Source organism: Herbiconiux liangxiaofengii, from assembly GCF_041927335.1.
GTDB lineage: Bacteria > Actinomycetota > Actinomycetes > Actinomycetales > Microbacteriaceae > Herbiconiux > Herbiconiux liangxiaofengii.
In genome coordinates this window covers 14,947-37,043 of sequence record NZ_JBHFHD010000001.1, presented here as the reverse complement: position 1 = coordinate 37,043, position 22,097 = coordinate 14,947, and the positions used below count along the sequence as shown (strand labels likewise).

General features: G+C 72.1%; 20 protein-coding genes and 3 pseudogenes. 15 read left to right on the top strand and 8 right to left on the bottom strand.

The window, feature by feature from the left end; all coding sequences use genetic code 11:
* Positions 1–14 precede the first annotated feature (14 nt).
* Together ACEXOR_RS00200 and ACEXOR_RS00195 are read left to right on the top strand one after the other, a co-directional pair.
* Positions 15–818 carry an SGNH/GDSL hydrolase family protein gene (locus ACEXOR_RS00200; RefSeq protein WP_374847317.1) on the top strand — a complete coding sequence of 268 codons (804 nt, stop codon included), beginning with the start codon at positions 15–17 and terminating at the stop codon, positions 816–818.
* 64 nt (positions 819–882) lie between these two features.
* Positions 883–1,773 (top strand): aldo/keto reductase, encoded by an 891-nt coding sequence (locus ACEXOR_RS00195; protein ID WP_374847316.1) that lies wholly within the window; start codon positions 883–885, stop codon positions 1,771–1,773.
* A 44-nt stretch (positions 1,774–1,817) separates the two neighbouring features.
* On the opposite strand, the gene ACEXOR_RS00190 is transcribed toward ACEXOR_RS00195, so the two are convergent.
* A complete protein-coding gene (locus ACEXOR_RS00190) occupies positions 1,818–2,657 on the bottom strand; it encodes an SDR family NAD(P)-dependent oxidoreductase (protein ID WP_374847315.1) in 840 nt (279 codons plus the stop codon).
* 65 nt (positions 2,658–2,722) lie between these two features.
* Here ACEXOR_RS00190 and ACEXOR_RS00185 point away from each other — a divergent pair, with 65 nt between their 5' ends.
* The 6 genes and pseudogenes from ACEXOR_RS00185 (at position 2,723) to ACEXOR_RS00160 (ending at position 8,254) form a co-directional block, all read left to right on the top strand.
* Positions 2,723–3,346, top strand: coding sequence for a TetR family transcriptional regulator (locus ACEXOR_RS00185; protein WP_374847314.1), 624 nt, complete (start codon positions 2,723–2,725; stop codon positions 3,344–3,346).
* A gap of 62 nt (positions 3,347–3,408) precedes the next feature.
* A complete protein-coding gene (locus tag ACEXOR_RS00180; protein WP_374847313.1) occupies positions 3,409–4,302 on the top strand; it encodes a fructose bisphosphate aldolase in 894 nt (297 codons plus the stop codon).
* 9 nt (positions 4,303–4,311) lie between these two features.
* Positions 4,312–4,689: a VOC family protein gene (locus ACEXOR_RS00175; RefSeq protein WP_374847460.1), complete on the top strand. Its 378-nt coding sequence runs from the start codon at positions 4,312–4,314 to the stop codon at positions 4,687–4,689.
* Between the two features lie 80 nt (positions 4,690–4,769).
* The gene (locus ACEXOR_RS00170; protein ID WP_374847312.1) at positions 4,770–5,564 is read left to right on the top strand and encodes a FadR/GntR family transcriptional regulator; all 795 of its coding nucleotides are present in this window, start codon (positions 4,770–4,772) and stop codon (positions 5,562–5,564) included.
* A gap of 27 nt (positions 5,565–5,591) precedes the next feature.
* Positions 5,592–6,836, top strand: a pseudogene (locus ACEXOR_RS00165) (alpha-hydroxy acid oxidase); the annotation flags it as partial.
* A 224-nt stretch (positions 6,837–7,060) separates the two neighbouring features.
* The gene (locus ACEXOR_RS00160; protein WP_374847310.1) at positions 7,061–8,254 is read left to right on the top strand and encodes a glycerate kinase; all 1,194 of its coding nucleotides are present in this window, start codon (positions 7,061–7,063) and stop codon (positions 8,252–8,254) included.
* Positions 8,255–8,310: 56 nt separating this feature from the next.
* Here ACEXOR_RS00160 and ACEXOR_RS00155 read toward each other — a convergent pair whose 3' ends face one another.
* Positions 8,311–9,327 (bottom strand): PfkB family carbohydrate kinase, encoded by a 1,017-nt coding sequence (locus tag ACEXOR_RS00155; RefSeq protein WP_374847309.1) that lies wholly within the window; start codon positions 9,325–9,327, stop codon positions 8,311–8,313.
* Between ACEXOR_RS00155 and ACEXOR_RS00150 the strand changes: the two are divergent.
* From ACEXOR_RS00150 to ACEXOR_RS00140, 3 genes and pseudogenes are all read left to right on the top strand, one after another.
* Positions 9,287–9,520: pseudogene (locus ACEXOR_RS00150) on the top strand (DivIVA domain-containing protein); the annotation flags it as partial. The gene ACEXOR_RS00155 and the pseudogene ACEXOR_RS00150 sit on opposite strands and share 41 nt — an antisense overlap.
* 63 nt (positions 9,521–9,583) lie before the next feature.
* A pseudogene (locus ACEXOR_RS00145) lies at positions 9,584–9,691 on the top strand (DivIVA domain-containing protein); the annotation flags it as partial.
* A gap of 16 nt (positions 9,692–9,707) precedes the next feature.
* A complete protein-coding gene (locus ACEXOR_RS00140) occupies positions 9,708–10,553 on the top strand; it encodes a DUF3097 domain-containing protein (RefSeq protein ID WP_374847307.1) in 846 nt (281 codons plus the stop codon).
* A gap of 23 nt (positions 10,554–10,576) precedes the next feature.
* On the opposite strand, the gene ACEXOR_RS00135 is transcribed toward ACEXOR_RS00140, so the two are convergent.
* Both ACEXOR_RS00135 and ACEXOR_RS00130 read right to left on the bottom strand, forming a co-directional pair.
* A complete protein-coding gene (locus ACEXOR_RS00135) occupies positions 10,577–11,884 on the bottom strand; it encodes an ABC transporter permease (RefSeq protein ID WP_374847306.1) in 1,308 nt (435 codons plus the stop codon).
* Positions 11,881–12,576 carry an ABC transporter ATP-binding protein gene (locus ACEXOR_RS00130; protein ID WP_374847305.1) on the bottom strand — a complete coding sequence of 232 codons (696 nt, stop codon included), beginning with the start codon at positions 12,574–12,576 and terminating at the stop codon, positions 11,881–11,883. The genes ACEXOR_RS00135 and ACEXOR_RS00130 overlap by 4 nt, the downstream gene beginning before the upstream one ends.
* A gap of 167 nt (positions 12,577–12,743) precedes the next feature.
* Between ACEXOR_RS00130 and ACEXOR_RS00125 the strand changes: the two genes are divergently transcribed.
* Both ACEXOR_RS00125 and ACEXOR_RS00120 read left to right on the top strand, forming a co-directional pair.
* Positions 12,744–13,946 carry a sensor histidine kinase gene (locus ACEXOR_RS00125; RefSeq protein WP_374847304.1) on the top strand — a complete coding sequence of 401 codons (1,203 nt, stop codon included), beginning with the start codon at positions 12,744–12,746 and terminating at the stop codon, positions 13,944–13,946.
* Complete coding sequence (locus ACEXOR_RS00120; RefSeq protein WP_374847303.1) at positions 13,943–14,623, top strand: response regulator; 681 nt, start codon at positions 13,943–13,945, stop codon at positions 14,621–14,623. Before ACEXOR_RS00125 ends, ACEXOR_RS00120 begins: the two co-directional genes overlap by 4 nt.
* Here ACEXOR_RS00120 and ACEXOR_RS00115 read toward each other — a convergent pair.
* Entirely contained in the window at positions 14,538–15,503 is a 966-nt protein-coding gene (locus ACEXOR_RS00115; RefSeq protein WP_374847302.1) for a hypothetical protein, read from the bottom strand. The two genes, ACEXOR_RS00120 and ACEXOR_RS00115, sit on opposite strands and share 86 nt — an antisense overlap.
* Positions 15,504–15,581: 78 nt before the next feature.
* Positions 15,582–16,259, bottom strand: a complete 678-nt coding sequence (locus ACEXOR_RS00110; protein WP_374847301.1) for a GntR family transcriptional regulator — start codon at positions 16,257–16,259, stop codon at positions 15,582–15,584.
* 183 nt (positions 16,260–16,442) lie between these two features.
* Here ACEXOR_RS00110 and ACEXOR_RS00105 point away from each other — a divergent pair, with 183 nt between their 5' ends.
* Both ACEXOR_RS00105 and ACEXOR_RS00100 read left to right on the top strand, forming a co-directional pair.
* Entirely contained in the window at positions 16,443–16,871 is a 429-nt protein-coding gene (locus tag ACEXOR_RS00105) for an Lrp/AsnC family transcriptional regulator (RefSeq protein ID WP_374847300.1), read from the top strand.
* Positions 16,872–16,874: 3 nt separating this feature from the next.
* Positions 16,875–17,273, top strand: coding sequence for a GntR family transcriptional regulator (locus ACEXOR_RS00100; protein ID WP_374847299.1), 399 nt, complete (start codon positions 16,875–16,877; stop codon positions 17,271–17,273).
* A gap of 64 nt (positions 17,274–17,337) precedes the next feature.
* On the opposite strand, the gene ACEXOR_RS00095 is transcribed toward ACEXOR_RS00100, so the two are convergent.
* Positions 17,338–18,156, bottom strand: a complete 819-nt coding sequence (locus tag ACEXOR_RS00095) for a hypothetical protein (protein ID WP_374847298.1) — start codon at positions 18,154–18,156, stop codon at positions 17,338–17,340.
* Between the two features lie 142 nt (positions 18,157–18,298).
* A complete protein-coding gene (locus tag ACEXOR_RS00090; protein ID WP_374847297.1) occupies positions 18,299–22,072 on the bottom strand; it encodes a proline dehydrogenase family protein in 3,774 nt (1,257 codons plus the stop codon).
* Positions 22,073–22,097: the final 25 nt, after the last annotated feature.

Below are 22,097 nucleotides of genomic sequence, written 5' to 3'. Positions count from 1 at the left end.
TCGAGACTTCGAGGGTGAGGGATCGGTCTGTCGGCAGCGCCGCGGTGAGCGGCGGCGAGCGCAGCGGGCGCCGCTCCCGGCGAACCGACCGGCCCTCTGATGCGCGCATCCGTCGGTGGGCGCCGCTCGTCGCCCCGGGGGTGGCGCTCACCCTGCTGCTGGCCGGGTGCTCGGGCTGGGCGGCCGGGCAGACCGACGACTTCAGCCCCCCGGTGGCCACGCTCGGTGCGCCCTGGTCGCTCGACACGACGGGGCCGCAGTCGGTGGTGACGATCGGCGACTCGATCATGTCGGGCAACGGCGTCTGGCCCGACGAGGCCTGGCCCGCCGTGGTGGCCGAGGCCAACGGCTGGCAGCTCGACAACCTCGCCGAGGACGGCGCGGGCTTCGCCCAGAAGGGCGACGACGAGCACACCTTCGCCGAGCAGGTGACGCAGGCGGCGTCGGCCCCGGATGCGCCCGCCCTGATCATCGTCTCCGCCAGCAGCAACGACCTCGGCCGCGACCCCGCGAAGGTGGCGCACGCGGCGAAGAAGGCGTTCAAGGCCCTGCACGACGCGTTCCCGCACTCGACCATCGTGGGGCTGAGCGCCATCTGGGGCGACGAGCCCGAGCCGCCGGAGCTCACCGAGATCAACAGCGCGGTCGAGGGCGCGGCCGAGGCCGAGCACGCGAGCTGGCTCGACATCGGCGAACCGCTGGCCGGGCGCGTCGACCTCATGCAGTTCGACGACACGCATCCCACCGCCGACGGCCAGCGCCTGCTCGCGGCGAGCGTCGACACCGGGCTCCGCCGCCTGCTCGCCCCCGCCGACTGAACCGCCGCTGGGAGGGTGCGGCAGTGCCTCCCTCGGCCGGGCGCGCGGGCGTAGCGTCGGGTTCATGAGCACTCCCACCTTCACCCTGAACAACGGCGTCGAGATCCCCGTGATCGGCCTCGGCGTGTACCAGAGCTCGCCCGAGGAGACCGCGGCCGCCGTCGAGACCGCGCTGCGCACGGGGTACCGCCACATCGACACCGCCGCCGCGTACCGCAACGAGCGGCAGGTGGGCGAGGGCATCCGGGCCTCGGGCGTCGACCGCTCCGAGATCTTCGTGGAGACGAAGGTGTGGGTGAGCGACTTCGGGTACGACCAGACACTGCACGCCTTCGAGAAGGCGACCGGCAAACTCGGCTTCGACACGCTCGACCTGCTCATCCTGCACCAGCCCGCGCCGGGCCGGTTCGAGAAGACGGTGGGGGCCTACCAGGCGCTCGAGAGCCTGCTCGCCGACGGCCGGGTGCGCTCGATCGGTGTGAGCAACTTCACCCCCGCGCACCTCGACCGGCTGCTCGCCGAGGTGCAGACGGTGCCCGCCGTGAACCAGGTCGAGCTGCACCCGTACTTTGCGCAGCCGGCGCTGCAGCGGGCGGATGCGGAGCGCGGCATCCTGACGCAGGCCTGGTCGCCGATCGGCGGCATCACCTTCTACCCCGGCTGGGGCGACCACCGTCGGAGCGTGATGGACGACGAGACGCTGGCCGCGATCGCCCGCGCGCACGGCAAGAGCCCGGCGCAGGTGATGCTGCGCTGGCACATCCAGGAGGGGCGCTCGGTGATTCCGAAGTCGACCGATCCGGGGCGCATCGCGCAGAACTTCGACGTGTTCGACTTCGAACTCGACGGCGAGGAGATGGCCCGCATCGACGCGCTCGACACCGGCATCCGGAGCGGGCCCGACCCCGATGTCGAGCGGGCCGAGATGTTCGACATGGTGATCGCGGAGGCGTGAGCCGCTGACGCATCCTCGCCGGGGCGTGGCAGGCGCCCCCGGCGTCAGGAGATGCCCACCAGCTCGGCGCTGCGCTGCCACAGCCCTTCGACGAGACCGTCGTCGAGCACCTGCGGGTTCACCTTCGTGGTGTGGCGGCGCTGGTCGTAGTACTCCCCCGACTGCCAGGTGACGCCGGGCTCGCCCTCGACGAGCCAGGTGAGGTTGGCGCCGCCCTTCTCCGACGAGATCAGGATGAGCCGCTTGAGCGGCGTGCGGTACACGAATCGCATGGCGCTCGTGGTGTCGGAGGCGAAGTTGGTGGCCACGTTGCCGGGATGGAACGCCACCGAGGAGATGCCCTCGGAGTGGTACCGGGCGTGCAGGCCGCGGGTGAAGAGGATGTTCGCGAGCTTCGCATCGCCGTAGGCCTTGTTCGGGCTGAACGCCCTGTCGTTGTTCAGGTCGTCGAGGTCGAGGTGGCCGAACAGACGGTTGCCGACGCTGGAGGTGTTGACGATGCTCGCCCGGCCGCCCGGCGCGGCCCGGAGGTCGTCCCGCAGCAGATGCGTGAGCAGGAACGGCGCGAGATGGTTGACCTGGAACGTCTTCTCGTTGCCGTCGACCGTCTTCGCCGGGTCTCCGAAGAGCCCACCGGCATTGTTGGCGAGCACGTCGAGCCCCTCGCCGTCGAGCTCGGCGTGCACCTCGTCGGCCAGCCGCCGCACGTCGTCGAGGCGGGCGAAATCGGCGACGAAAGCCACGCCTCCGGTGGCGCGGGCGACCGCGAGGGTCTTCTCCCGCGATCGCCCGGTGACGAGCACGCGGTGCCCGTCGGCCGCGAGCTGTCGAGCGGATGCGGCGCCGATGCCATCGGAGGCGCCCGTGATGAGGATGGTGGTCATACCGACACTGTACCGCTCGAATGACACTGGGTGCCATATTCGCCCCTGATGGTAGGCTTGGAATCGTGCCTCAGACCCCTCCGCCCGTTCCGATGAGGGAACGGACGCGCCGGCTGGCCCAGACCGAACTCACCCGGGTGGCTCAGGACCTCTTTCTCGAGAACGGCTACGAGGAGACCACGATCGATCAGATCGCGGCCGCCGCGGGCATGTCCCGCCGCACGTTCTTCCGGTACTTCGCCTCGAAAGACGACCTGGTCATCGGCAAGTACGAGCTCTTCGGTCAGCGCATGGCCGACACCCTCCGCGGTCGCCCGGCCGACGAACCGCTCTGGCAGTCGCTGCGCCGGGTGTTCGACATCGCGCTGGTGTACTTCGACGACTCCCCCGAGCGAGCGCGCAACGAGGCCATGGAGAAGATCGTGCGCAGCTCGCCCACCCTCTACGCCGGCTACCTCGAGAAGCTGTCACGCATGCAGAGCCTCGTCACCGAGGCGGCGATCGATCGGATGCCCGCGAGCCACCCCGACGGACTGACCGCCCTGAGGGCGTCCAGTATCGTCGGGGCGGCCTTCGCGTGCGTCATGGCCGCCCAGAGCGCCTGGCTCGCCTCGGCCGGCTCGCGGCCGGCCGCCGAGCTGCTCGACCTGGCGATGCACGAGGTCGAGGCTCTCGCCGACCCCACCTGACCGGCCACGGCTTCCGTCAGACGTCCCTTTTCGCCGCTGCCCGGGAGAACTAGGGTCGGGGCATGGTGAACCACGTACAGGCCGATCGCATGAGCTCGGGCAGCGGCTTCATCGCCGCCCTCGACCAGAGCGGGGGGTCGACCCCGAAGGCGCTGAGCCTCTACGGCATCGCGCCGAGCGAGTACTCCACCGACGCCGAGATGTTCGACCTGGTGCACCGGATGCGCTCGAGGATCGTCGAATCCCCTGCCTTCGACGGCGACCGCGTTCTCGCCGCCATCCTGTTCGAGGACACCCTGCACCGCGAGTTCGGCGGGCAGCCGGCCGCGCAGTACCTCTGGGGCGTCAAGGGTGTGGTGCCGTTCCTCAAGATCGACCAGGGCCTGGCCGATCCGGCCGACGGCGTGCAGCTGATGAAGCCGATGCCGGGCCTCGACGACCTGCTCGACAGCGCGGTGCGGCACGGTGTCTTCGGCACGAAGGAGCGCTCGGTGATCGGCGCGGCCGACCCGGCCGGCATCGCCGCCGTGGTCGGGCAGCAGTTCGAGGTGGCCCGGCGGGTGCTCGCGCACGGGCTGATCCCGATTCTCGAGCCCGAGGTCACCATCACCATCCACGACAAGGCGGCCGCCGAAGAGCTGCTGCTCGCCGCGATCTCCGAGCGCCTCGACGAGCTCGTCGACGGTCAGCGGGTGATGGTGAAGCTGTCTCTGCCCACGGTGACGAACTTCTACCGGCCGCTGGTCGAGCATCCGCGGGTCATGCGGGTCGTGGCGCTGTCGGGCGGCTACTCGCGAGACGAAGCGGATGCGCTGCTCGTCCGCGACATCGGTGAGATCGCGAGCTTCAGCCGGGCGCTCACCGAGGGGCTCACCGCGCAGCAGTCGGATGCGGAGTTCGACGCCGCCCTCGACCGCGCCATCCAGGCGATCTACGACGCCTCCACCGCGGGCTGACAGCCTGGCATCGGCTTTGCTACTGTCGAGATCGAGGGCCACCGCGCCGACATCGACAGTGCCGAACGGTTCTACCGAACCCACTTGGGCCTCGGGGCGACGTTCCGCAACGGCCGGCCGCTGGGCTTCGTCATCCTGAAGAACGGCGACGCGGAACTCCACCTCACGCTCGTACCGAAGCACCGGCCGGCCGCTCACAACGTGGCCCATGTCCTCGTCGCGGATGCGACAGCGCTCTACGGCCGCATGGCTGCCGCGGGGGTCAGGGTGGTCAAGGGGCTCCGCGACGCCGACTACGGACTTCGGGGCTTCGTGTTCTGTGACCCCGACGGCAACCGGATCGACGTCGGTCAGCGCCTGCCACTGGAGCATCGGGACGCGGACTGATATCGTGTGGTCTGACCACATGGTCTGACCACAGGCGCGGGGCTTGGGGCGCCGGGTCGCGAGCCGTCGAGGAGGACAGGGTGGGCGCATCCGCCGACGGGTTCGCGGGGGCCGCCGAGGCCGGCCGGGCCTGGGAGGCCGTTCTGCGCCACATCGAGGGTCAGCTGGTGGCGGGCATCCTGAAGCCGGGCGATCATCTGGCCGCCGAGCGCGCGCTGGCGGCCGAGCTCGGGGTGGGGCGGTCGAGCGTGCGCGAGGCGATCCGGGTGCTCGAGGCCTTCGGGCTGGTGAGCACCCGGGCCGGGTCGGGTCCGCAGTCGGGCGCCGTCATCATCGCCCGGCCCACCGGCGGCATGAGCGCTCTGGTGCGGCTGCAGGTGGCGGCGCAGGGGTTCGCGGTGGCCGACGTGGTGGCCACGCGGGTGGTGCTCGAGTCGGCGGTGGTGGGCGAGCTGGCGGCGGGCGCCGGAGGGTTTGCGCACGGTACCGGCGAGACCGGCGCCCGCACTGCGCACCCCGGGCTCGGCGAGGCGCGCGAGCTGCTCGACGCCATGGAGCACCCGGCGGGCGGGCCGCTCGACCGCGACGAGTTCCTCACCCTCGACCAGGCGTTCCACCTCGCGCTGGCGGTCGCGTCGGGCAACGCCGTGATCGCCGCCACGTTGTCGGGGCTCCGCGACGCGATCGAGCAGTACCTCCGCGTGGGGGCAGCCGCACTCGAGGACTGGCCCGCCACCCGAGCCCGACTGACGGCCGAGCATCGCGCCATCGTGGCCGCGATCGACGCGGGCGACGCCGATGCCGCTCGCACGCGCATCCGGGACCACATCGAGGACTACCACGCCGAGACGGTCGTCTCGGGCATCCATCACTGACGAGAATCACTGACGAGCAGGAGAACCATGGTTCAGCGCCGCATACCCAAGGTGCGCGATCTCGCGCCGCTGATGCGCTTCAAGGCGCCCGACCTGCAGGCGAAGAGGCGCCGGCTGAACGCCGCGCTCACCATCGACGACCTGCGGGCGATCGCGAAGAGGCGCACCCCGAAGGCCGCCTTCGACTACACCGAGGGTGCCGCCGAGGCCGAGATCAGCCTGCGGCGGGCGCGGCAGGCGTTCCAGGACATCCAGTTCAACCCGGCCATCCTGCGCGACGTCGGGGCGGTGACCACGGGCTGGGACGTTCTCGGCGCCCCCGTGGCTCTGCCGTTCGGCATCGCGCCCACCGGGTTCACGCGCATGATGCAGACCGAGGGCGAGATCGCGGGGGCCGGTGCGGCGGGGGCTGCGGGCATCCCGTTCTCGCTGTCGACGATGGGCACCACCGCCATCGAGGACGTGAAGAAGGCCAACCCCGACGGGCGCAACTGGTTCCAGCTCTACATGTGGAAGGACCGGGCGCGCTCGATGGCGCTCGTGGAGCGCGCGGCGGCGGCCGGCTTCGACACGCTGCTCGTGACGGTCGACGTGCCCGTCGCGGGCGCCCGGCTGCGCGACAAGCGCAACGGCTTCTCGATTCCGCCGCAGCTCACGGTCGGCACCGTGCTGAACGCCGTTCCGCGGCCGGAGTGGTGGATCAACTTCCTCACCACCGAACCGCTCTCGTTCGCCTCGCTCGACCGCTGGTCGGGCACCGTGGGCGAGCTGCTCGACTCGATGTTCGACCCCTCGGTGACGTTCGACGATCTCGAGTGGATCAAGGCGCAGTGGCCGGGCAAGGTCGTCGTGAAGGGTGTGCAGAGCCTCGACGACGCGCGGCGGCTGGCCGAGCTCGGCGTCGACGGCATCACGCTCTCGAACCATGGCGGGCGGCAGCTCGACCGGGCGCCGATCCCGTTCCACCTGCTTCCGGATGTCGCGCGCGAGTTCGGTTCGGAGTACGAGGTGCACCTCGACACGGGCATCATGTCGGGCGCCGACATCGTGGCCTCGGTAGCGCTCGGCGCGCGGTTCACGCTCGTGGGGCGCGCCTACCTCTACGGCCTGATGGCCGGCGGGCGCGAGGGCGTCGACCGGATGATCGGCATCCTGGGCGAGCAGATCACGCGCACGATGCGACTGCTCGGCGTGAACTCGCTGGAGGAGCTGAACCCGGGGCACGTGACGCAGCTGGAACGGTTGGCGCCGAGGGCGGTGTCGGCGGGCGCGGTGGCGGCGGCCTCGGCGGCACCGGCACGGGCGCGGGCCGCGCGGGGGCGCGGCGCGGGCGCGGCGGGTGGGGCCTCGAAGAGCGGCGCGGGCGCGGCCACGGCGGGCAGCCCGGCCCCCGCGGACGCGGGCGTCGCGGATGCGGCGGCCCCGAAGCGCCCGGTACGCAAGGCGGCAGCGAAGCCGGTGACGTCGTCGGAGGCCTCAACGGGCATCGACGGCTGATGCCCGGCCAGTCGGGTGCCGCGGGCGGCAGGCGGATGCGAGTCGTCGTGGCGCCCGATTCGTTCAAGGGGTCGGCGCGCGCGGGCGAGGTGGCCCGCGCGCTGGCCGAGGGGTGGCTGTCGGTGCGGGCCGACGACGACCTGGTGCTGCTCCCGATGGCCGACGGCGGCGAGGGCACCCTCGAGGCGATCGCGACGGCGCACCCCGCGGCCGAGCGGAGGCCGGTCGTCGTGCTCGGTCCCGACGACCGGCCGGTGACCGCCGACTGGCTGCTGCTCACCGATGCCGGCATCCGTACCGGTGTCGTCGAACTCGCCTCGACCAGCGGCATCGAGCTGCTCGCGGCTCAGCTGCCGCTCACCGCGCACACCCGCGGCTTCGGGCAGGCGATCGTGGCCGCCCTCGACGCCGGGGTCGACCGCCTGGTGCTCGCCATCGGCGGCAGCGCCTCGACCGACGGCGGTGCCGGCCTCCTCACCGAGCTCGGTGCCAGGCTGACGGATGCCGGCGGCACCCCGATCGCGGCCGGGGCCGGCGGCCTCGCCTCCCTCGCGGAGGTCGACCTCACGGGCCTGCGGCCGCAGCCGCGCGGCGGAACGCTCGTGCTCACCGACGTGACGAACCCGCTGCTCGGTGCCACCGGGGCGGCCGCGGTCTTCGGGCCGCAGAAGGGGCTCACGACCGCCGACGTGATGGCCGCCGACCGCTCACTCGGCCGCTTCGCCGGCCTGGTCGCGCAGGCCGCGACGGGCGGGCCCGATGCGACGCGCGGGGTGCCGTCACCGACCGGAGCCGGCGCGGGGGCCGCGGGCGGTGCCGGGTTCGGGCTGCTCGTGTGGGGTGCGCGGCTCGAGAACGGGGCTGCCGCCGTGGCGCGCGAGCTGCGGTTGGCGGAGGCGATCGCGGGCGCCGACCTGGTGATCACCGGCGAGGGACGCTTCGACGGCCAGTCCGAGGGCGGCAAGGTTCCGGCCCACGTGCGCGATCTCGCCGCCCGCGCGGGCGTGCCGGTCGCGCTCGTGGCCGGCACGGTCGAGGCGCATCCGGCCGGATTCGCGGCGTCGCTCGCCCTCGTGCCCGAGCTGGCGGGCAGCACCGCCGCCTCGATCGCCGACCCCCGGCGCTGGCTCGTCGCCGCCGGCGCCCGGCTCGCCGGGTGGCCCGTTCAGAGCGGAGGAGAATCGAACCGTTGAGGCTATATAGACCTCAGCGTGGCGATTCTCCTCCGTTGTGAACCGAACCGTTCCCGTCAGTCGGCGATCTCGTCGCGGGTGGGCGGGTTGGCGCCCGGGCGCGACACCGTGATGGTGGCGCAGCGCACCGCGAAGTCGCCGATCAGGCCGAGGCGCGTGGAGTCGAAGGCGTGGCCGTCGCGGAGCGAGTCCACGGGAACGCCCTGGTCGACGAGGCCGGCCAGCTGGTCGATCAGCGCGCTCATGAACGAGTCGCCGGCGCCGATGGTGTCGGCGACCTCCACCGTGATCCCGGAGACGTCTCGCCGGTCGGCCGCGGTCGCCAGCAGTGCGCCCGCCCCGCCCCTGGTGACCGCCACGAGCGCGGGCCCGAGCGCCAGGATGCGGTCGGCCACCCGATCGAGGGCGCCAGCACCAGGAGCGGCGTCGGCACCGGCAGCCCCATCACCCGCCGGGTACAGCCACTCCGCGTCCTCGTCGCTGAGCTTCACCACCGTGGCCAGGGCCGCGAGCTGCTCGAAGCGCGCCAGCACCGCGGCGTGATCGGGCACGATCGAGGGCCGCACGTTCGGGTCGAGTGTGATGAGCGGCGGATGCTCCGACCCGGCGAGCGCCGCCAGCAGCGATGCCAGCTCCGACGCCCCCGGCTCGAGGAACGCGCCGATCGACCCGACGTGCACGATCCCGGCCGAGGCCAGCGCCGGGTCGGCCACCGACAGCCCGGCGGGAAGCGACCAGCGCAGGTCGAAGACGTAGTCGGCCGAACCGTCGGCCCGCAGGCGGGCGGTCGCCGACGACGTGGGCTCGTCGCGCACCGAGCCGGGGGCGAGCTCGACCCCGGCCGAACGGAGGTGCTCGGCGATGGCGTCACCCCGGGCGTCCGTGCCGATCTCGGTGACGAGGGTCACCGGCCGGCCCAGCCGCGCGAGGCCCAAGGCGATGTTCATCGGCGAGCCGCCCGGGTGCTCGGATGCGGGGGCGCCGTCGGCCGAGGGCATCGCGGGCTCCACCACGTCGACGAGCGACTCGCCGATGGCCACGATCGAGACGGGAACGGTGACGGGGTCGGTCATGGGTGGGCCTTCCTGGTGCAGCGGCGAACGGCCCGGCCGCGCCTGGCGCCGCCAGTCTAAAGCGCGTGCGAGGATCGACGCGGACGAAAGGGGCGGCATGCGCGCCGAAGACATCACCGCGAAGAAGTTCGGCACCACGAAGTGGCGCGAGGGCTACGACATGGACCAGGTCGACGACCTGCTCGCTCGCGCGACGGCGACGCTCGCCGCCTATGAGCGGGGCGGATCGCAGCGGCCCACCCTCACCGCCGACGACGTGGTGAAGGCTCGCTTCGCCCAGACGAAGTTCCGCACCGGCTACGACCAGAACCACGTCGACGACTTCCTCGACGAGGTCGTCGTCGCCCTCCGAAAGCGCGAGCAGGGCTGAGACCAGGCCGATGCCCGCTGACTACGATCGCTACGGCTCCGACGTCCTGGCCGACTACAAGCGCCGCGCCGCACCGGTGCAGCTGCCGAAGGTGCAGGCGACCTTCGACCTCGTGGTGGAGGAGGTGGCGAGCGACTTCTGCGGCAGCGTGGTGAGCGTCGAGGGGAAGACGGTCGAACTCGAAGACCGGCACGGAAAGCGGCGCGTGTTCCCGTTGGGAGCCGGGTTCCTGCTGGAGGGCCGGGCCGTCGAGCTCGTCCATCCGGTGGCTGCCGCCTCGGGGCCCAAGCGCACCGCGTCGGGCAGCATCGCCGCCCCCCAGGAGCGCGCCCGTGTCGCGCGCCCGAGCCGTATCTACGTGGAGGGCCGGCACGACGCCGAGCTGGTGGAGAAGGTGTGGGGCGACGATCTGCGCGCCGAGGGTGTGGTGGTGGAGTACCTCGAGGGCGTCGACGACCTCGACGCGATCGTGCGCGAGTTCGCGCCGACCCGCGAGCGCCGCATCGGGGTGCTGGTCGACCATCTCGTGGCCGGGTCGAAGGAGAGCCGCATCGCCCAGGCCGTGGAGCGCGGTCCGTTCGGGGCGCACGTGCTGGTGGTGGGGCATCCGTTCGTCGACATCTGGCAGGCGGTGACCCCCAAGGCGCTCGGCATCCGGGCCTGGCCCACGGTGCCGCGCTCGATCGAGTGGAAGCACGGCATCTGCGAGGCGTTCGGCTGGCCGCACGCCGAGCAGGCCGACATCGCACGAGCCTGGAAGCGCATCCTGAGCCGGGTCTCGACCTACACCGACCTCGAGCCGGTGCTGCTCGGCCGGGTGGAGCAGCTCATCGACTTCGTCACCGAACCGCAGTAACCCCCACCCCTCGCCGGAGGGGGCTACTCGTAGCGGAGGGACTCGACCGGGTCGGCCTTGGCCGCCCGGGCTGCGGGCAGCGTTCCCGCCAGGAACGCGATCGCCATCACCACCACGATCACGAGGCCGATCGACAGCGGGTCGAAGGCGATCAGGTTCAGCCCCGGCAGGTTCGCCAGCAACGAGCCCGAGAGCGCCGCGCTGATGCCGGTTCCGGCCAGCACCGCGATCACCGCCCCGATCGCACTGCCGAGGAACCCGATGAACGCCGCCTCGAGGCTGAACAGCCCGAACACCTTGCCGCTGCCCATGCCCATCGCCTTCATCAGCCCGATCTCGCGGGTGCGCTCCTGCACGCTCATCAGCAGCGTGTTCACGATGCCGAAGCTGGCGGCCAGCAGCGCGATCACCGCGAACGCGTTCAGCACCAGCACGATCCCGTCGATCACGGTCTTCACGGTGCCGAGCTGGTCGGCCACCGTGCTGCCGGTGTACCCGGCGTCGGCCAGCGACGCCTTGAGGTCGGTGATCTGCTGGTCGGTCGCATCCGGACTGAACCACACGGTCGCCTGGGCGTAGCGCTGAACCTGGTCGGCGGGGACCCCGATGTTCTGGGTCTGGTAGAGCTCGTCGGTGAGGGCTTCGTTCGGCACGATGGCGGCCCCGGTCGGCGAGGCGATGCTCTCCTCGGCCACGCCCGAGACGGTGGCCTGGATCACGTGCCGGGTGCGCTGCGCGTCGGTCACCGCGATCGAGACGGATGCGCCCACGGCGGCCGCATCGTCGGCGAATCCGAGCGGCTGCACGTACGAGGCGGGCAGCACCACCTCGAGGGCCGAGGTATCGGTCGCGGGTTCGGCCCCCGCGAGCAGGTTCACCGTCTGGCCGGCGACGAGGCCGCCCACGCTCACCACGTACTTCGTGCCGTCGCCGGCCTGGATGTAGTCGGCCGAGATCGACTTGGTGGCCTGCACGTCGAGCACGCCGTCGATGCTGCCGAGCGTGTCGAGGTCGGCCGGCGTGAGCGCCACCACCGTGCGGCCCGGGGCGCCCGCTCCTGCGTCGGCGACCGAGTCGGGGTTGTACTCCGCCGGCCCCGAGTCGGAGCCGAGACCCGAGGTGCTCTCGGCCGTCTTGGTGACGGTCATGGTGTCGGAGGCGCCGATTCCCGAGACGGTGTCGTCGATGTAGGCGTTGATGCCGGTACCGAGGCCGTTGGTGAGCGTGAGCGTGAACGCCCCCACGAAGATCGCGAGGATCGTGAGGATGGTGCGCGTCTTCGAGCGGAAGGTGTTGGCGACGGCGGTGCCGATGAGGTCGACGGTGTTCATGCGGCCACCGCCTGCGTCTCGTCGACCAGCAGGCCGTCCCGGATGAGGATGCGCCGGTCGCAGCGGGCCGCGAGCTCCTCGTCGTGGGTCACCACGATGAGCGTGATTCCGCTCTCCCGGTTGAGGGAGAACAGGATGTCCTCGACCACGGCCCCGGTTGCGGTGTCGAGGTTGCCCGTTGGCTCGTCGGCGAAGATGATGCGCGGGTTGTTCACCAGCGCCCGCGCGATCACGGTGCGCTGCTTCTGCCCGCCCGAGAGGTTCACCGCCTTGTTCTTGGCCTTGTCGGCCAGTTCGAGCTGCTCGAGGGCGGCCATCCCGCGACGGCGGCGGTCGCCGCGCCCCACTCCCGCGATCTTCATCGGCAGGATGACGTTCTCGAGCACCGACGCGTTCGCGGTGAGGAAGAACTGCTGGAACACGAAGCCGAACGTCTTGTTGCGGGTGCGGTTGAGCCGCCGGCCCTTGAGCTCGCGCGTGTCGATGCCCTCGAGCTCCACCGAGCCCGAGCTGGGCGCATCCAGCAGGGCGAGCACGTGCATCAGGGTCGACTTGCCCGACCCGCTCTTGCCCACGATCGCCACGCTCTCGCCCTCGTTGATGTCGAAGCTCACCCCCTTCAGGGCCTCGAAGCGGTTCTGGCCGCGCCCGTACGACCGGCGCACGTCTTTGACCGAGATGATCGGCGTCATGGGTTTCTCCTCGACTTCGTCCCGGCGTCTCCGGGGCTCTTCAAGGCTCGTCGGCCTGGCCTCGCAGCGCGTCAGCCCGTCGGGGACACCTCGGGTACCGCGGTCGTGGTATCCGGATGCCGCGTGGGGGTGACTCCGGGCGGCCGTCGGCCCGCCACACTGGAGTCATGCACGACGAACGGATGCGGATGCGGCCGACCGGTCTGCCGCACCGCCATCCGCCGGCCTGGGTGGGCGACGTCGTGGCAGCCTTCCTGGTGGTGGGGTCGGCGTTCACCCCGTTCCCCGAGGCGCAGCTGCGGCCCACAGGGGTGCTGGCCACGGTTCTCGTGCTCGCGCCGGCGGTACTGCTGCCCCTCCGGCGGCGCTGGCCGGTGCCGGTGCTCGCCGCGATCCTCGTGGTGTACGGCGCCGCATCCCTCGTCGGAACACTCTCGCCCGGGGTCGCCATCGCGGTGGCCATCGCCATGTTCGGGGTCGCGAACCGCTCCGACCGGCGAACGACCGCCGTCATCGCGGCCTGTGCCGTCGTGGCCGTGGTGCTGCTCAGCCTCCTGGCCGCCATCAGCAGCGTGTTCGACCCGCGGGCCCTGCAGTACGCCATCACCGTGGCCTTCGCCTCGGCGGCCGGCGACGCGACCCGGTCGCGCCGGGAGTACATCGTGGCGGTCACCGAACGGGCGGAGCGCGCCGAGCAGACGCGGGAGGCCGAGGCCAGCCGTCGGGTGGCCGAGGAACGACTGCGCATCGCCCGCGACCTGCACGACGCGGTGGCCCACCAGATCTCGGTGATCAGCCTGAACGCGGGCGTCGCCTCGTCGAGCCTGGAGTCGCGGCCGGAGAAGGCGAGGGAGGCGCTCGGCACCATCCGGCGGGCGTCGCGGAGCGTGCTGCAGGAGATCGGGAACCTGCTCGAGGTGCTGCGGGCCGACGACGGCGAACGCCGCGCCGAGGCCCCGCAGCCCGGGCTCGACCGGCTCGACGAACTGGTGGCGGAGTTCGCGGAGGCCGGCCTGACGGTGAGTGTGCGGGTCGACGGCGACCCCTCACGGGTGGCGGGCGCCGCCGGGCTGGTGGCCTACCGGGTCGTGCAGGAAGCGCTCACGAACGCGCACAAGCATGGCGTGGCGCAGCGTGCGCACGTGCTGATCGAGGTGGGCGATGAGGCTGCGACCGTGGTGGTGACGAACCCGGTCGGCGGCGAGCCCGCGCTCGGCTCAGGGCACGGCCTGCTCGGCATCCGGGAACGGGTGGCCTCGGTGCGCGGCACCGTGGAGGCCGGGGTGGTGCCGGGAGGGTGGCGGGTGCTCGCGGTGCTGCCCATCGGCCCGCAGGCCGCCATCCCCCAGCCCGCCGAGGAGACCCCGTGACCACCGTGCTCGTCGTCGACGACCAGTCGCTCATCCGCCAAGCGGTCGCCGACATCCTCTCGTCCGCACCCGGCGTCACCGTGCTCGGCGAGGCCGTCGACGGCGCGGCGGCCGTGACGCTGGCCCAGCAGCTGCGGCCCGACGTCGTGCTGATGGACATCCGGATGCCCGTGCTCGACGGCATCGAGGCGACGGCCGTCATCTGCTCCGACCCGGCGCTGGCCGAGACCCGCGTGCTCATCCTCACCACGTTCGAGGAGGACGAGTACCTCGTGGCCGCGCTGCGGGCCGGAGCCAGCGGCTTCATCGGCAAGGGTTCGGAGCCCGACGACATCGCCCGGGCCGTGCGGGCCGTGCACGCCGGCGACGCGCTGCTCTCGCCCACGGCCACCCGCAGCCTGATCACCCGCTACGTGATGCCGCCGTCACCGCCCACCCCCGGGCTCCCCGCGACCGTGCCGCCCCAGCTCGAGCACCTCACCGAGCGGGAGCGCGAGGTGCTGCTGCTGGTGGCCCGCGGCCACTCGAACCAGCAGATCGCCGACGAGCTCGTCATCTCGCCGCACACGGCCAAGACGCACGTGAACCGCATCATGACGAAGCTGTACGCCCACGACCGGGCGCAGCTCGTGATCGTCGCGTACGAGAGCGGTCTGCTCGCGCCCGGTTCGGCGTAGACGCGTCGGCGGGCATCGCCAGCTCGACCGCCCCGCGACCCGCCAGCACGCGCACGACGTCGACCCCCTCGTAGGCCGGATGCGCCGTGATCTCGTACGCGGCGCCCGACCCGCGCAGGATCACCGTGTGCGCGATCGAGATGTCCTCCTTCGAGCTGCGGTGCAACCACGCCCGACGGTGCACCAGATGCACCTCAGCCGGGGTCTCGCCCACGATCGCGCCCTGCAACCGCATCGGCCGCACGCGGTGCAGGGCCCTGGTGAGCCCACCCGCGATCGGGGCCACCGCCCGGCTGCGGTAGCCCACCACGCGGTCGAACCCCGGGGCGAGGCCGGGCTCGCGGGCGAGCACGGCATCCCATTCGCTGAGCAATCCGTAGTCCTGCGCGTCGCGGTCGAGTGCGCGGGTCGAGCCCGCCACGGGGAACGGATGCGCAGCAGCCCGCGCGACTCCCGCCGGGCGGCTGAGCTCGCGCAGCACCCGCATCAGCCGCTCGAGGGTCGGCTGCGACGAGCCGTTGTACCGCAGCGACACCGCGGCTCCGTCGTCGACCACGAGCTCGAAGCGGCCGTCGAGCAGGTCGGAGGAGTTCGTGATCGCCACGAGCGAGTCGTGCGCCACCGACAGCGTGCTGAACGTCGCACCCTGCCGCTCGAGCACGGTGGTCTGCCGCGCATCCACGATCACCAGCGCGTCGTAGAGGTGCATCGAGGGGTTCGCATCGCGGCGCACGATGTCGCGCGGGATCTTCAGCACGATCGACGTCGCCGACAGGTCGAACGAGTGGCTGCGGAACAGCCGGGGCACCTGCCCCGCATCCGTCACCTCGTCGACCCACGGGCCGAAGGCGTCGTACTCCTCGGCGGCGGTGAGCTCCATGGGTGCCTCTCGGTGCGCGTCGTCGCGCGGTTCGGGTGCCGGGAGATGAGGGCCGGTCAGGGCGCTCCCGGTGGGGGCTCAGTCGTCGCCGAGCAGGATGGCCGCGGCCGCGATCATCTCGAGCATGCGTTCGCGCATGTGGCCGATGTGCTTCTTCACGGCCGGTTCGATGGCGGCGTAGTCGTGCGCCTCGATGGCGCGGTAGAGCTCGTCGTACTCCTCGGCGCACGAGAGCAGCCGGCTCTGCAGCGAGGCGGCGCGCAACCAGAACCGCTGGATACGCCGCCTGGTCTCGCGCACGGTCTCGGCCACCAGCACGTTGCCGGCGAGCGCGTTGGCCTTGCGGTGGAACAGCTGGTCGGCCAGCGCCCAGCCGGCCCGGTCGTCGTTCGCGGCAGCCTTGTACATGTCGTCGACGTAGCCCTTGAGAGCCGCGGCGCCCTCGTCGGTGAGGGTCGAGGAGGCCTTGCGGGCGATGTAGGTGTCGAGCACCTCGAGCAGGTCGCAGGCGTCGTTGACCTCGGTGGCGGTGAGCTGCGAGACCGTGAAGCGCGCGTTGTCGGTGCGCTTGACGAGCCCCTCCTTCTCGAGCCGCTGGAGGGCCTCGCGCACCGGGGTGCGGCTGATGCCGAGCTGCGTCGCGAGCCGGTTCTCCGACAGGGGCGACCCCGACCGCAGCCGGAACCCCGTGATCTCCGACAGCAGCCATTCGTACGCGCTGTCGACGCGGCTGCTCGTGTCAGAACCCGTGGCCATCCATCACCTGCTTTCAGGGTGATTCTACCCGCGCAGAACGGCATGCGGGCCCGGATGCGGCGCTGCATTCAGCCCGGGCGCCCTTTCGCCGGCCACGCACGAAGCCGCGGCTCATCCGCGCAGAGCTCCTGATTCGTGCGTGGCAGCCCGATCGACGCAAGATGACCGCGTAGGGTGAGGCGCATGGACGCCCTCGACCACCGCATCATCGACCTGCTCAAGATCAACTCCCGCAGCGGGTACGGCGACATCGGCCAGGTGGTGGGTCTGTCGGCCTCGGCGGTCAAACGCCGCATCGACCGCCTGGTGTCCGACAACGTGATCACGGGCTTCACCATCCAGCTCAACCCGGCGCTGGACGGCACGGTCACCGAGGCCTACGTGGAGCTCTTCTGCCGGGGCACGGTCGCGCCGGCCGAGCTCAAGCGCATCCTCTCCGGGGTTCCCGAGGTGGTCGACGCGGGCACCGTCACCGGCAGCGCCGACGCCATCGTGCACATCCGCTCGCGCGACATCCCGAGCCTGGAAGACGCCCTCGAGCGTGTGCGCATCGCCCCCAACGTCGACCACACGCGCAGCGCCATCGTGCTCTCCAACCTGATCAGGCGGTGACGGATGCCGCCCGCCGACACCTCCGGGCCGGCCCTCGGTTTCGCGCTCGAGGTCGACGCCGGGTCGAGCGCGCCGCCGTTCGAGCAGCTGCGAACGCGCATCCGCGACGCCGTGGTGAGCGGTGAGCTGGCGGCCGGAGCCCGGCTGCCCACGGTGCGCGCCGTCGCCGCCGAGACCGGGCTCGCCGTGAACACGGTGGCCAGAGCCTACAAAGAGCTCGAGGCCGACGCGCTGATCGAGACGCGCGGGCGGCTCGGCTCGTTCGTGGCGGCCACCGGCTCACCGGTCGAGCAGCAGCTGCAGCAGGCGGCCCGCGCCTACGCCGACCGCGCCGCAGCACTCGGCGTGGCGCCGACGCAGGCGGCCGCCGCGGTCTCCGCGGCCCTTGGCCTGCGCCCCTGACCCGGCCTCCCGCGCCCCTGACCCGACCTCCCGCGCCCCTCGGCGGGCGAGAGTGCCCGGCGGCTCAGAACCCGCTGCCGTCGAAGACGGCGGCCAGGGCCGGAGCGGTGTCGGCCACGGTGGAGAGATTGGCCAGCAGCAGCAGCCCGAACACCGGCAGCAGCAACGGCAGCAGGATGCCCGCGGCAGCGAGCACGTGTCGCATCCGCGCGCTCTCACGGGGCAGTCGCGCACCGCGCACCCAGAGAGCCACCGTCGTCGCCACCAGGCCCACCATGACGACCAGCAGGGTGATCACCAGCGCGAGGTGATACATCCTGAAGTCCTCGACCAGGGCCGCGGTGGCCGGGCTGTACGCGCCGGATGCGAGTTCCGCCCGCACCTGCTCCACGCCGGGCGTGGTGTCGGCCGGGATCAGGGTCAGGACGGACGACAGGGGTGCCACTGCGCCCTGGATGTTCGCGATGGCCACGACGAGAGCCGCGACGGGCATCCACGCTCCCAGCACTCCGGCCAGCGCCCACGACCAGGCCGTGAGAGCCGTGCGGGACTGCGCCGCGCGCGACCAGATCCTGCTCCCCGCCACGATCAGTGCAGCCAGGAGGCCCAGCGCGAGAAGCGCTTTGGCGACATGGAACACCGCCCAGAACGACACGGAGTCGGCCAGCTCGGCGCCGGGCGCCGCCGTGCCGGACAGCACCCACTGCTCGAACCCGGCCGACACGTGGCCGGACAGACTCGCCACGGCCAGCCGGCCTCCTGACCACCACTCCGCCACCACGGGCGGAACCGCCACCACCGCGGCGACCAGGGCGGCCGCACCCACCACCCACGGCAGAGCGCGTCGCCCCGACGCTCCCACCTCCACAGACACAACCGACATCCGGATCTCCTTCGCTCGTTGCGAGGCCGAGTACGGCCCCCAAGCGACGGTAGGAGTCAGGCCCGGGATCGCGCGTCGTACCGGGGGATGAGTGTTCGGCCACGGGGTGGTACCCCGGACGCACGTGCCCGTGGGCGGGAGGTCAGGGGAGCACGTCGTCGAGGAGGGTGCTCGGGTTGCCGAAGCGGTGGTTCGTGGCGCTGATCGACTGCTCGCGCAGGAAGGGCAGCAGCTCGAGGCGCCCGGCCCGGGTCACCTCGCCGGAGTACACCGCGACCTCGGGGCTCCCTTCGAGCGCCGTCGCCAGAGCACCCGCGTCTCCCCCGATCAGCCGGATGCGCGACACGGCTCCGACGAACCGGGGGGCCCGGGCGAGCCACGCCGCATCCTTCTCGATCACGACCTTCACCCCGCGCTCCTTGAGCAGCACGCGCAGGGGGCGAGGGAGCTTCACGGCCGAACTGACCGTCACCACCGAACCGGCGAGCGTGGCCGCCGCGAGAACGCGCACGAGCTGCTGCAGCGGACGGCCCTCCGACAGTCGGATGGCCACCGGAACCGGCAGGTACCGCAGCACGTTGCGTTCCACCCCCAGCTGCGACACGTCGCTCGGCGCGAACAGCGTGTCGAGCGCCTGCTGGTCGCTCCGCGCTCCTCGACGAGCGGCGTCGAAGTCGGCCCAGTCGAGACCGGCGGTCGACGACTCGAGCAGCCGCACCACGCGCGGGTCGAGCCCGGCCAGGTTGAGCCCCTCGCTCGACTCGCCCGGCTCGTTCTGCCAGTCGCCGAGGTGCACCAGGTAGTTCGGACCGCCGGCCTTCGCGCCGGCGCCCACGGCCGAGCGCTTCCAGCCGCCGAACGGCTGCCGCCGCACGATCGCCCCGGTGATGCCGCGGTTGACGTACAGGTTTCCGGCCTCGACCTTGGCGAGCCAGTGCGCGATCTCGGCGCCATCGAGCGAATGGATGCCCGCGGTGAGCCCGTAGTCGACCGCGTTCTGGAACTCGATCGCCTGCTCCAGGGTGGTGGCGTGCATGATGCCCAGTACCGGTCCGAAGTACTCGGTGAGGTGCGAGGGCGTTCCGGGCAGCACCCCCTCCTTCACCCCGGGCGACCAGAGCCGGCCCGACGAGTCGAGCTTCGCGGGCTCCACCAGCCACTGCTCGCCCGCGCCGAGGGTGGTGAGCGCCTCGAGCAGCGCGCCCGACGCCGGTTCGATCAGCGGCCCCACCTGGCTCGACGGGTCGTGCGGGTAGCCAACGTGCAGCGAGGTCACGGCGTCGACCAGCTGGCGACGGAAGCGCTCCGACCGCGCCACCGACCCCACGAGGATGACGAGGCCGGCCGCCGAGCACTTCTGCCCCGCGTGCCCGAACGCGCTCGTCACCACGTCGGCCACGGCGAGATCGAGATCGGCGCTGGGGGTGACGACGATGGCGTTCTTGCCGCTCGTCTCGGCCAGGAGCGGCAGATCGGCACGCCAGGAGCGGAAGAGCGCGGCGGTGTCGTAGGCGCCGGTGAGGATGACCCGGTCGACCCGCGCATCCGACACCAGCTGACGGCCGAGATCGCCCTCGTCGATGTCGACCAGGATGAGCAGTTCGCGCGGGATGCCCGACTCCCAGAGAGCCTCCACCATCACGGCGGCCGAGCGCCGGGCCTGGGGGGCCGGCTTGATGATCACGGCGCTGCCCGCGGCGAGCGCGGCGAGCACTCCCCCGGCCGGGATGGCGACCGGGAAGTTCCACGGCGGGGCGATCACGGTGAGCCGCGAGGGCACGAACACGGCTCCGTCGACCGCGTCGAGCTCGAGGGCGGTGTGCGCGTAGTAGGCGGCGAAATCGATGGCCTCGCTCACCTCGGGGTCGGCCTGATCGATGGTCTTGCCGGTCTCGGAGGCCATCACCTCGATCAGGCGGTCGCGGTTGGCCTCGAGCGCATAGCCGGCACGGCGCACGTAGCCGGCGCGCTCGGCGGCGCTCCAGGCCCCCCAGCGCTCGCCCGCCGCGATGGCGGTGGTGATGAGCGCGTCGAGCTCGAGCTCGTCGGCCACGGCGGCCCGCTCGAGCGTGTCGACGCCGAGGGTGGATTCGCGCACGAGCGAGAGGATGCGCGCACCCCATGCGCGGTTGGCTGCGAGCGACGGGTCGGTGTCGGCGGCGTTGCGGAACTCGGGCGACGCGGGTGCGAGGTCACCGGTGAGGCGGTTCTGGGTGCGGTTCGGTGCCGGGGGCTCGGGGCTGACGGCCGCGGTGCGCGCGGCCGATTCGGAGTCGGGGGCCGCATCCGCGTCGGGCTCAAGGTCGGGCTCGAGTTCGAGGTCGGCGAGCGAGGCGAGGAAGCGGTCCCGCTCCTTCGCGAAGGCGCGCTCGTCGGAGGCCAGGTCGAACACCGACGACATGAAGTTCTCGTCGGAGGCGTTCTCCTCGAGCCGGCGCACGAGGTAGCCGATGGCCACGTCGAACTCCTCCGGGGCCACGACGGGCGTGTAGAGCAGCAGTGAGCCGACCGTCGCGCGCACGGCCTCCGCCTGGGCGGTGGCCATGCCGAGCAGCATCTCGACGTCGATGGCGTCGGTGACGCCGCGGCGCTCAGCCAGCAGCCACGCCCACGCGAGGTCGAACAGGTTGTGGCCCGCGACGCCGATGTGCACGGCATCGGTGTGTTCGGGGCGCAGAGCCCAGTCGAGCATCCGCTTGTAATTGGTGTCGGTGTGCTGCTTCGAGTCGTAGGTGGCGAGCGGCCAGCCGTGCAGGGTGGCGTCGACGCGCTCGAGGGCGAGGTTGGCGCCCTTCACCACGCGCACCTTGATGGGGGCGCCGCCACGCGACCGACGCTCGGCGGCCCAGGCGTGCAGGCCCTGCAGGGCGCCGAGGGCGTCGGGGAGGTAGGCCTGCAGCACGATGCCGGCCTCGATGTCGAGGAACGCGGGCTCGTCGAGCACGCGCTGGAAGACCGCGATCGTGAGGTCGAGGTCGCGGTACTCCTCCATGTCGAGGTTGATGAACGTGCGCGCCGGGGCCTCGGCGCCGGCAGTGGTCTCGAAGCCGAGGGGGCTCTTCTTGGCGGCGATGCGGTAGAGCGGGATGAGTGACTGGGCGATGCGTTCGACGGTGTCGTCGAAGTCCCACAGCGAGAGCTCCCCCACCACCGACGACACCTTCACCGACACGTAGTCGACGTCGGGCCGCTGCAGCAGCTCCTTCGTGCCCTGCAGCCGCTTGGCCGCCTCGCGGTCGCCGAGCACCGCCTCGCCGAGCAGGTTGATGTTCAGCCGCACGGTGCCGTCGCCGGGAGCGCGGAGCTTCTGGATCGCGGGGCCGAACTTGGCGGGGCGGGCGTCGACGATGAGGTGGCCGACCATCGCACGCAGCACTCGCCGGGCGATGGGCACCACAGCGGCGGGAACGGCCTCGCCCACGGCGCCACCGGCGGCGATCGCGGCCCGCAGCGTGGCAGGCAGGAAGCGGGGCACGCGCTTGGCGAGGCGGGTGAGGTTCTTGGCCGCCACCGTGAGGTCTTCGGGCCGGGCGACGCCGTCGACGAAGCCGACCGTGAACGCGAGCCCGTCTGGGTCTTTCAGCACCCCCGCCAGCCTCGCCGCGGATGCCTCCACGGGCGCGCCGGCACTCGCGTCGAGCCACCGCCGGGCCAGCGCCACGGCGGCCTCCGCCAGCGGCACGGGCTCCGCCGTGGAGTCGCTGCCGGGCTCGTCGTCGGCGCCGGCTTCCGCGTCGTCGGCGGGCTCGGCGTCGGCGTCGGCGCCCGTGACGTCGCCCACATCGCTCCCGTCGGGCAGCGCCTCGACCACCGCGGTGTCGCCCTCGTCGACCGGGGGCTCGACCGCTCGCACGGGCTCCGGCTCGGTCGACGACTCGGTCGAGGGCTCGGAGGGTGCGGGATTCAGCTCGGCCATGCTCCGAGACTAGATCGTGGGCCCG

Excerpts from the sequence above, each read along its gene's own strand:
- ACEXOR_RS00125 (WP_374847304.1), top strand. The coding sequence starts at position 12,744 with ATGCACGACGAACGGATGCGGATGCGGCCGACCGGTCTGCCGCACCGC.
- ACEXOR_RS00135 (WP_374847306.1), bottom strand. The coding sequence starts at position 11,884 with ATGAACACCGTCGACCTCATCGGCACCGCCGTCGCCAACACCTTCCGC.
- ACEXOR_RS00180 (WP_374847313.1), top strand. The coding sequence starts at position 3,409 with ATGGTGAACCACGTACAGGCCGATCGCATGAGCTCGGGCAGCGGCTTC.
- ACEXOR_RS00100 (WP_374847299.1), top strand. The coding sequence starts at position 16,875 with ATGCCGCCCGCCGACACCTCCGGGCCGGCCCTCGGTTTCGCGCTCGAG.
- ACEXOR_RS00095 (WP_374847298.1), bottom strand. The coding sequence starts at position 18,156 with ATGTCGGTTGTGTCTGTGGAGGTGGGAGCGTCGGGGCGACGCGCTCTG.
- ACEXOR_RS00110 (WP_374847301.1), bottom strand. The coding sequence starts at position 16,259 with ATGGCCACGGGTTCTGACACGAGCAGCCGCGTCGACAGCGCGTACGAA.
- ACEXOR_RS00195 (WP_374847316.1), top strand. The coding sequence starts at position 883 with ATGAGCACTCCCACCTTCACCCTGAACAACGGCGTCGAGATCCCCGTG.
- ACEXOR_RS00115 (WP_374847302.1), bottom strand. The coding sequence starts at position 15,503 with ATGGAGCTCACCGCCGCCGAGGAGTACGACGCCTTCGGCCCGTGGGTC.
- ACEXOR_RS00140 (WP_374847307.1), top strand. The coding sequence starts at position 9,708 with ATGCCCGCTGACTACGATCGCTACGGCTCCGACGTCCTGGCCGACTAC.
- ACEXOR_RS00105 (WP_374847300.1), top strand. The coding sequence starts at position 16,443 with ATGGACGCCCTCGACCACCGCATCATCGACCTGCTCAAGATCAACTCC.
- ACEXOR_RS00130 (WP_374847305.1), bottom strand. The coding sequence starts at position 12,576 with ATGACGCCGATCATCTCGGTCAAAGACGTGCGCCGGTCGTACGGGCGC.
- ACEXOR_RS00155 (WP_374847309.1), bottom strand. The coding sequence starts at position 9,327 with ATGACCGACCCCGTCACCGTTCCCGTCTCGATCGTGGCCATCGGCGAG.
- ACEXOR_RS00160 (WP_374847310.1), top strand. The coding sequence starts at position 7,061 with ATGCCCGGCCAGTCGGGTGCCGCGGGCGGCAGGCGGATGCGAGTCGTC.
- ACEXOR_RS00090 (WP_374847297.1), bottom strand. The coding sequence starts at position 22,072 with ATGGCCGAGCTGAATCCCGCACCCTCCGAGCCCTCGACCGAGTCGTCG.
- ACEXOR_RS00190 (WP_374847315.1), bottom strand. The coding sequence starts at position 2,657 with ATGACCACCATCCTCATCACGGGCGCCTCCGATGGCATCGGCGCCGCA.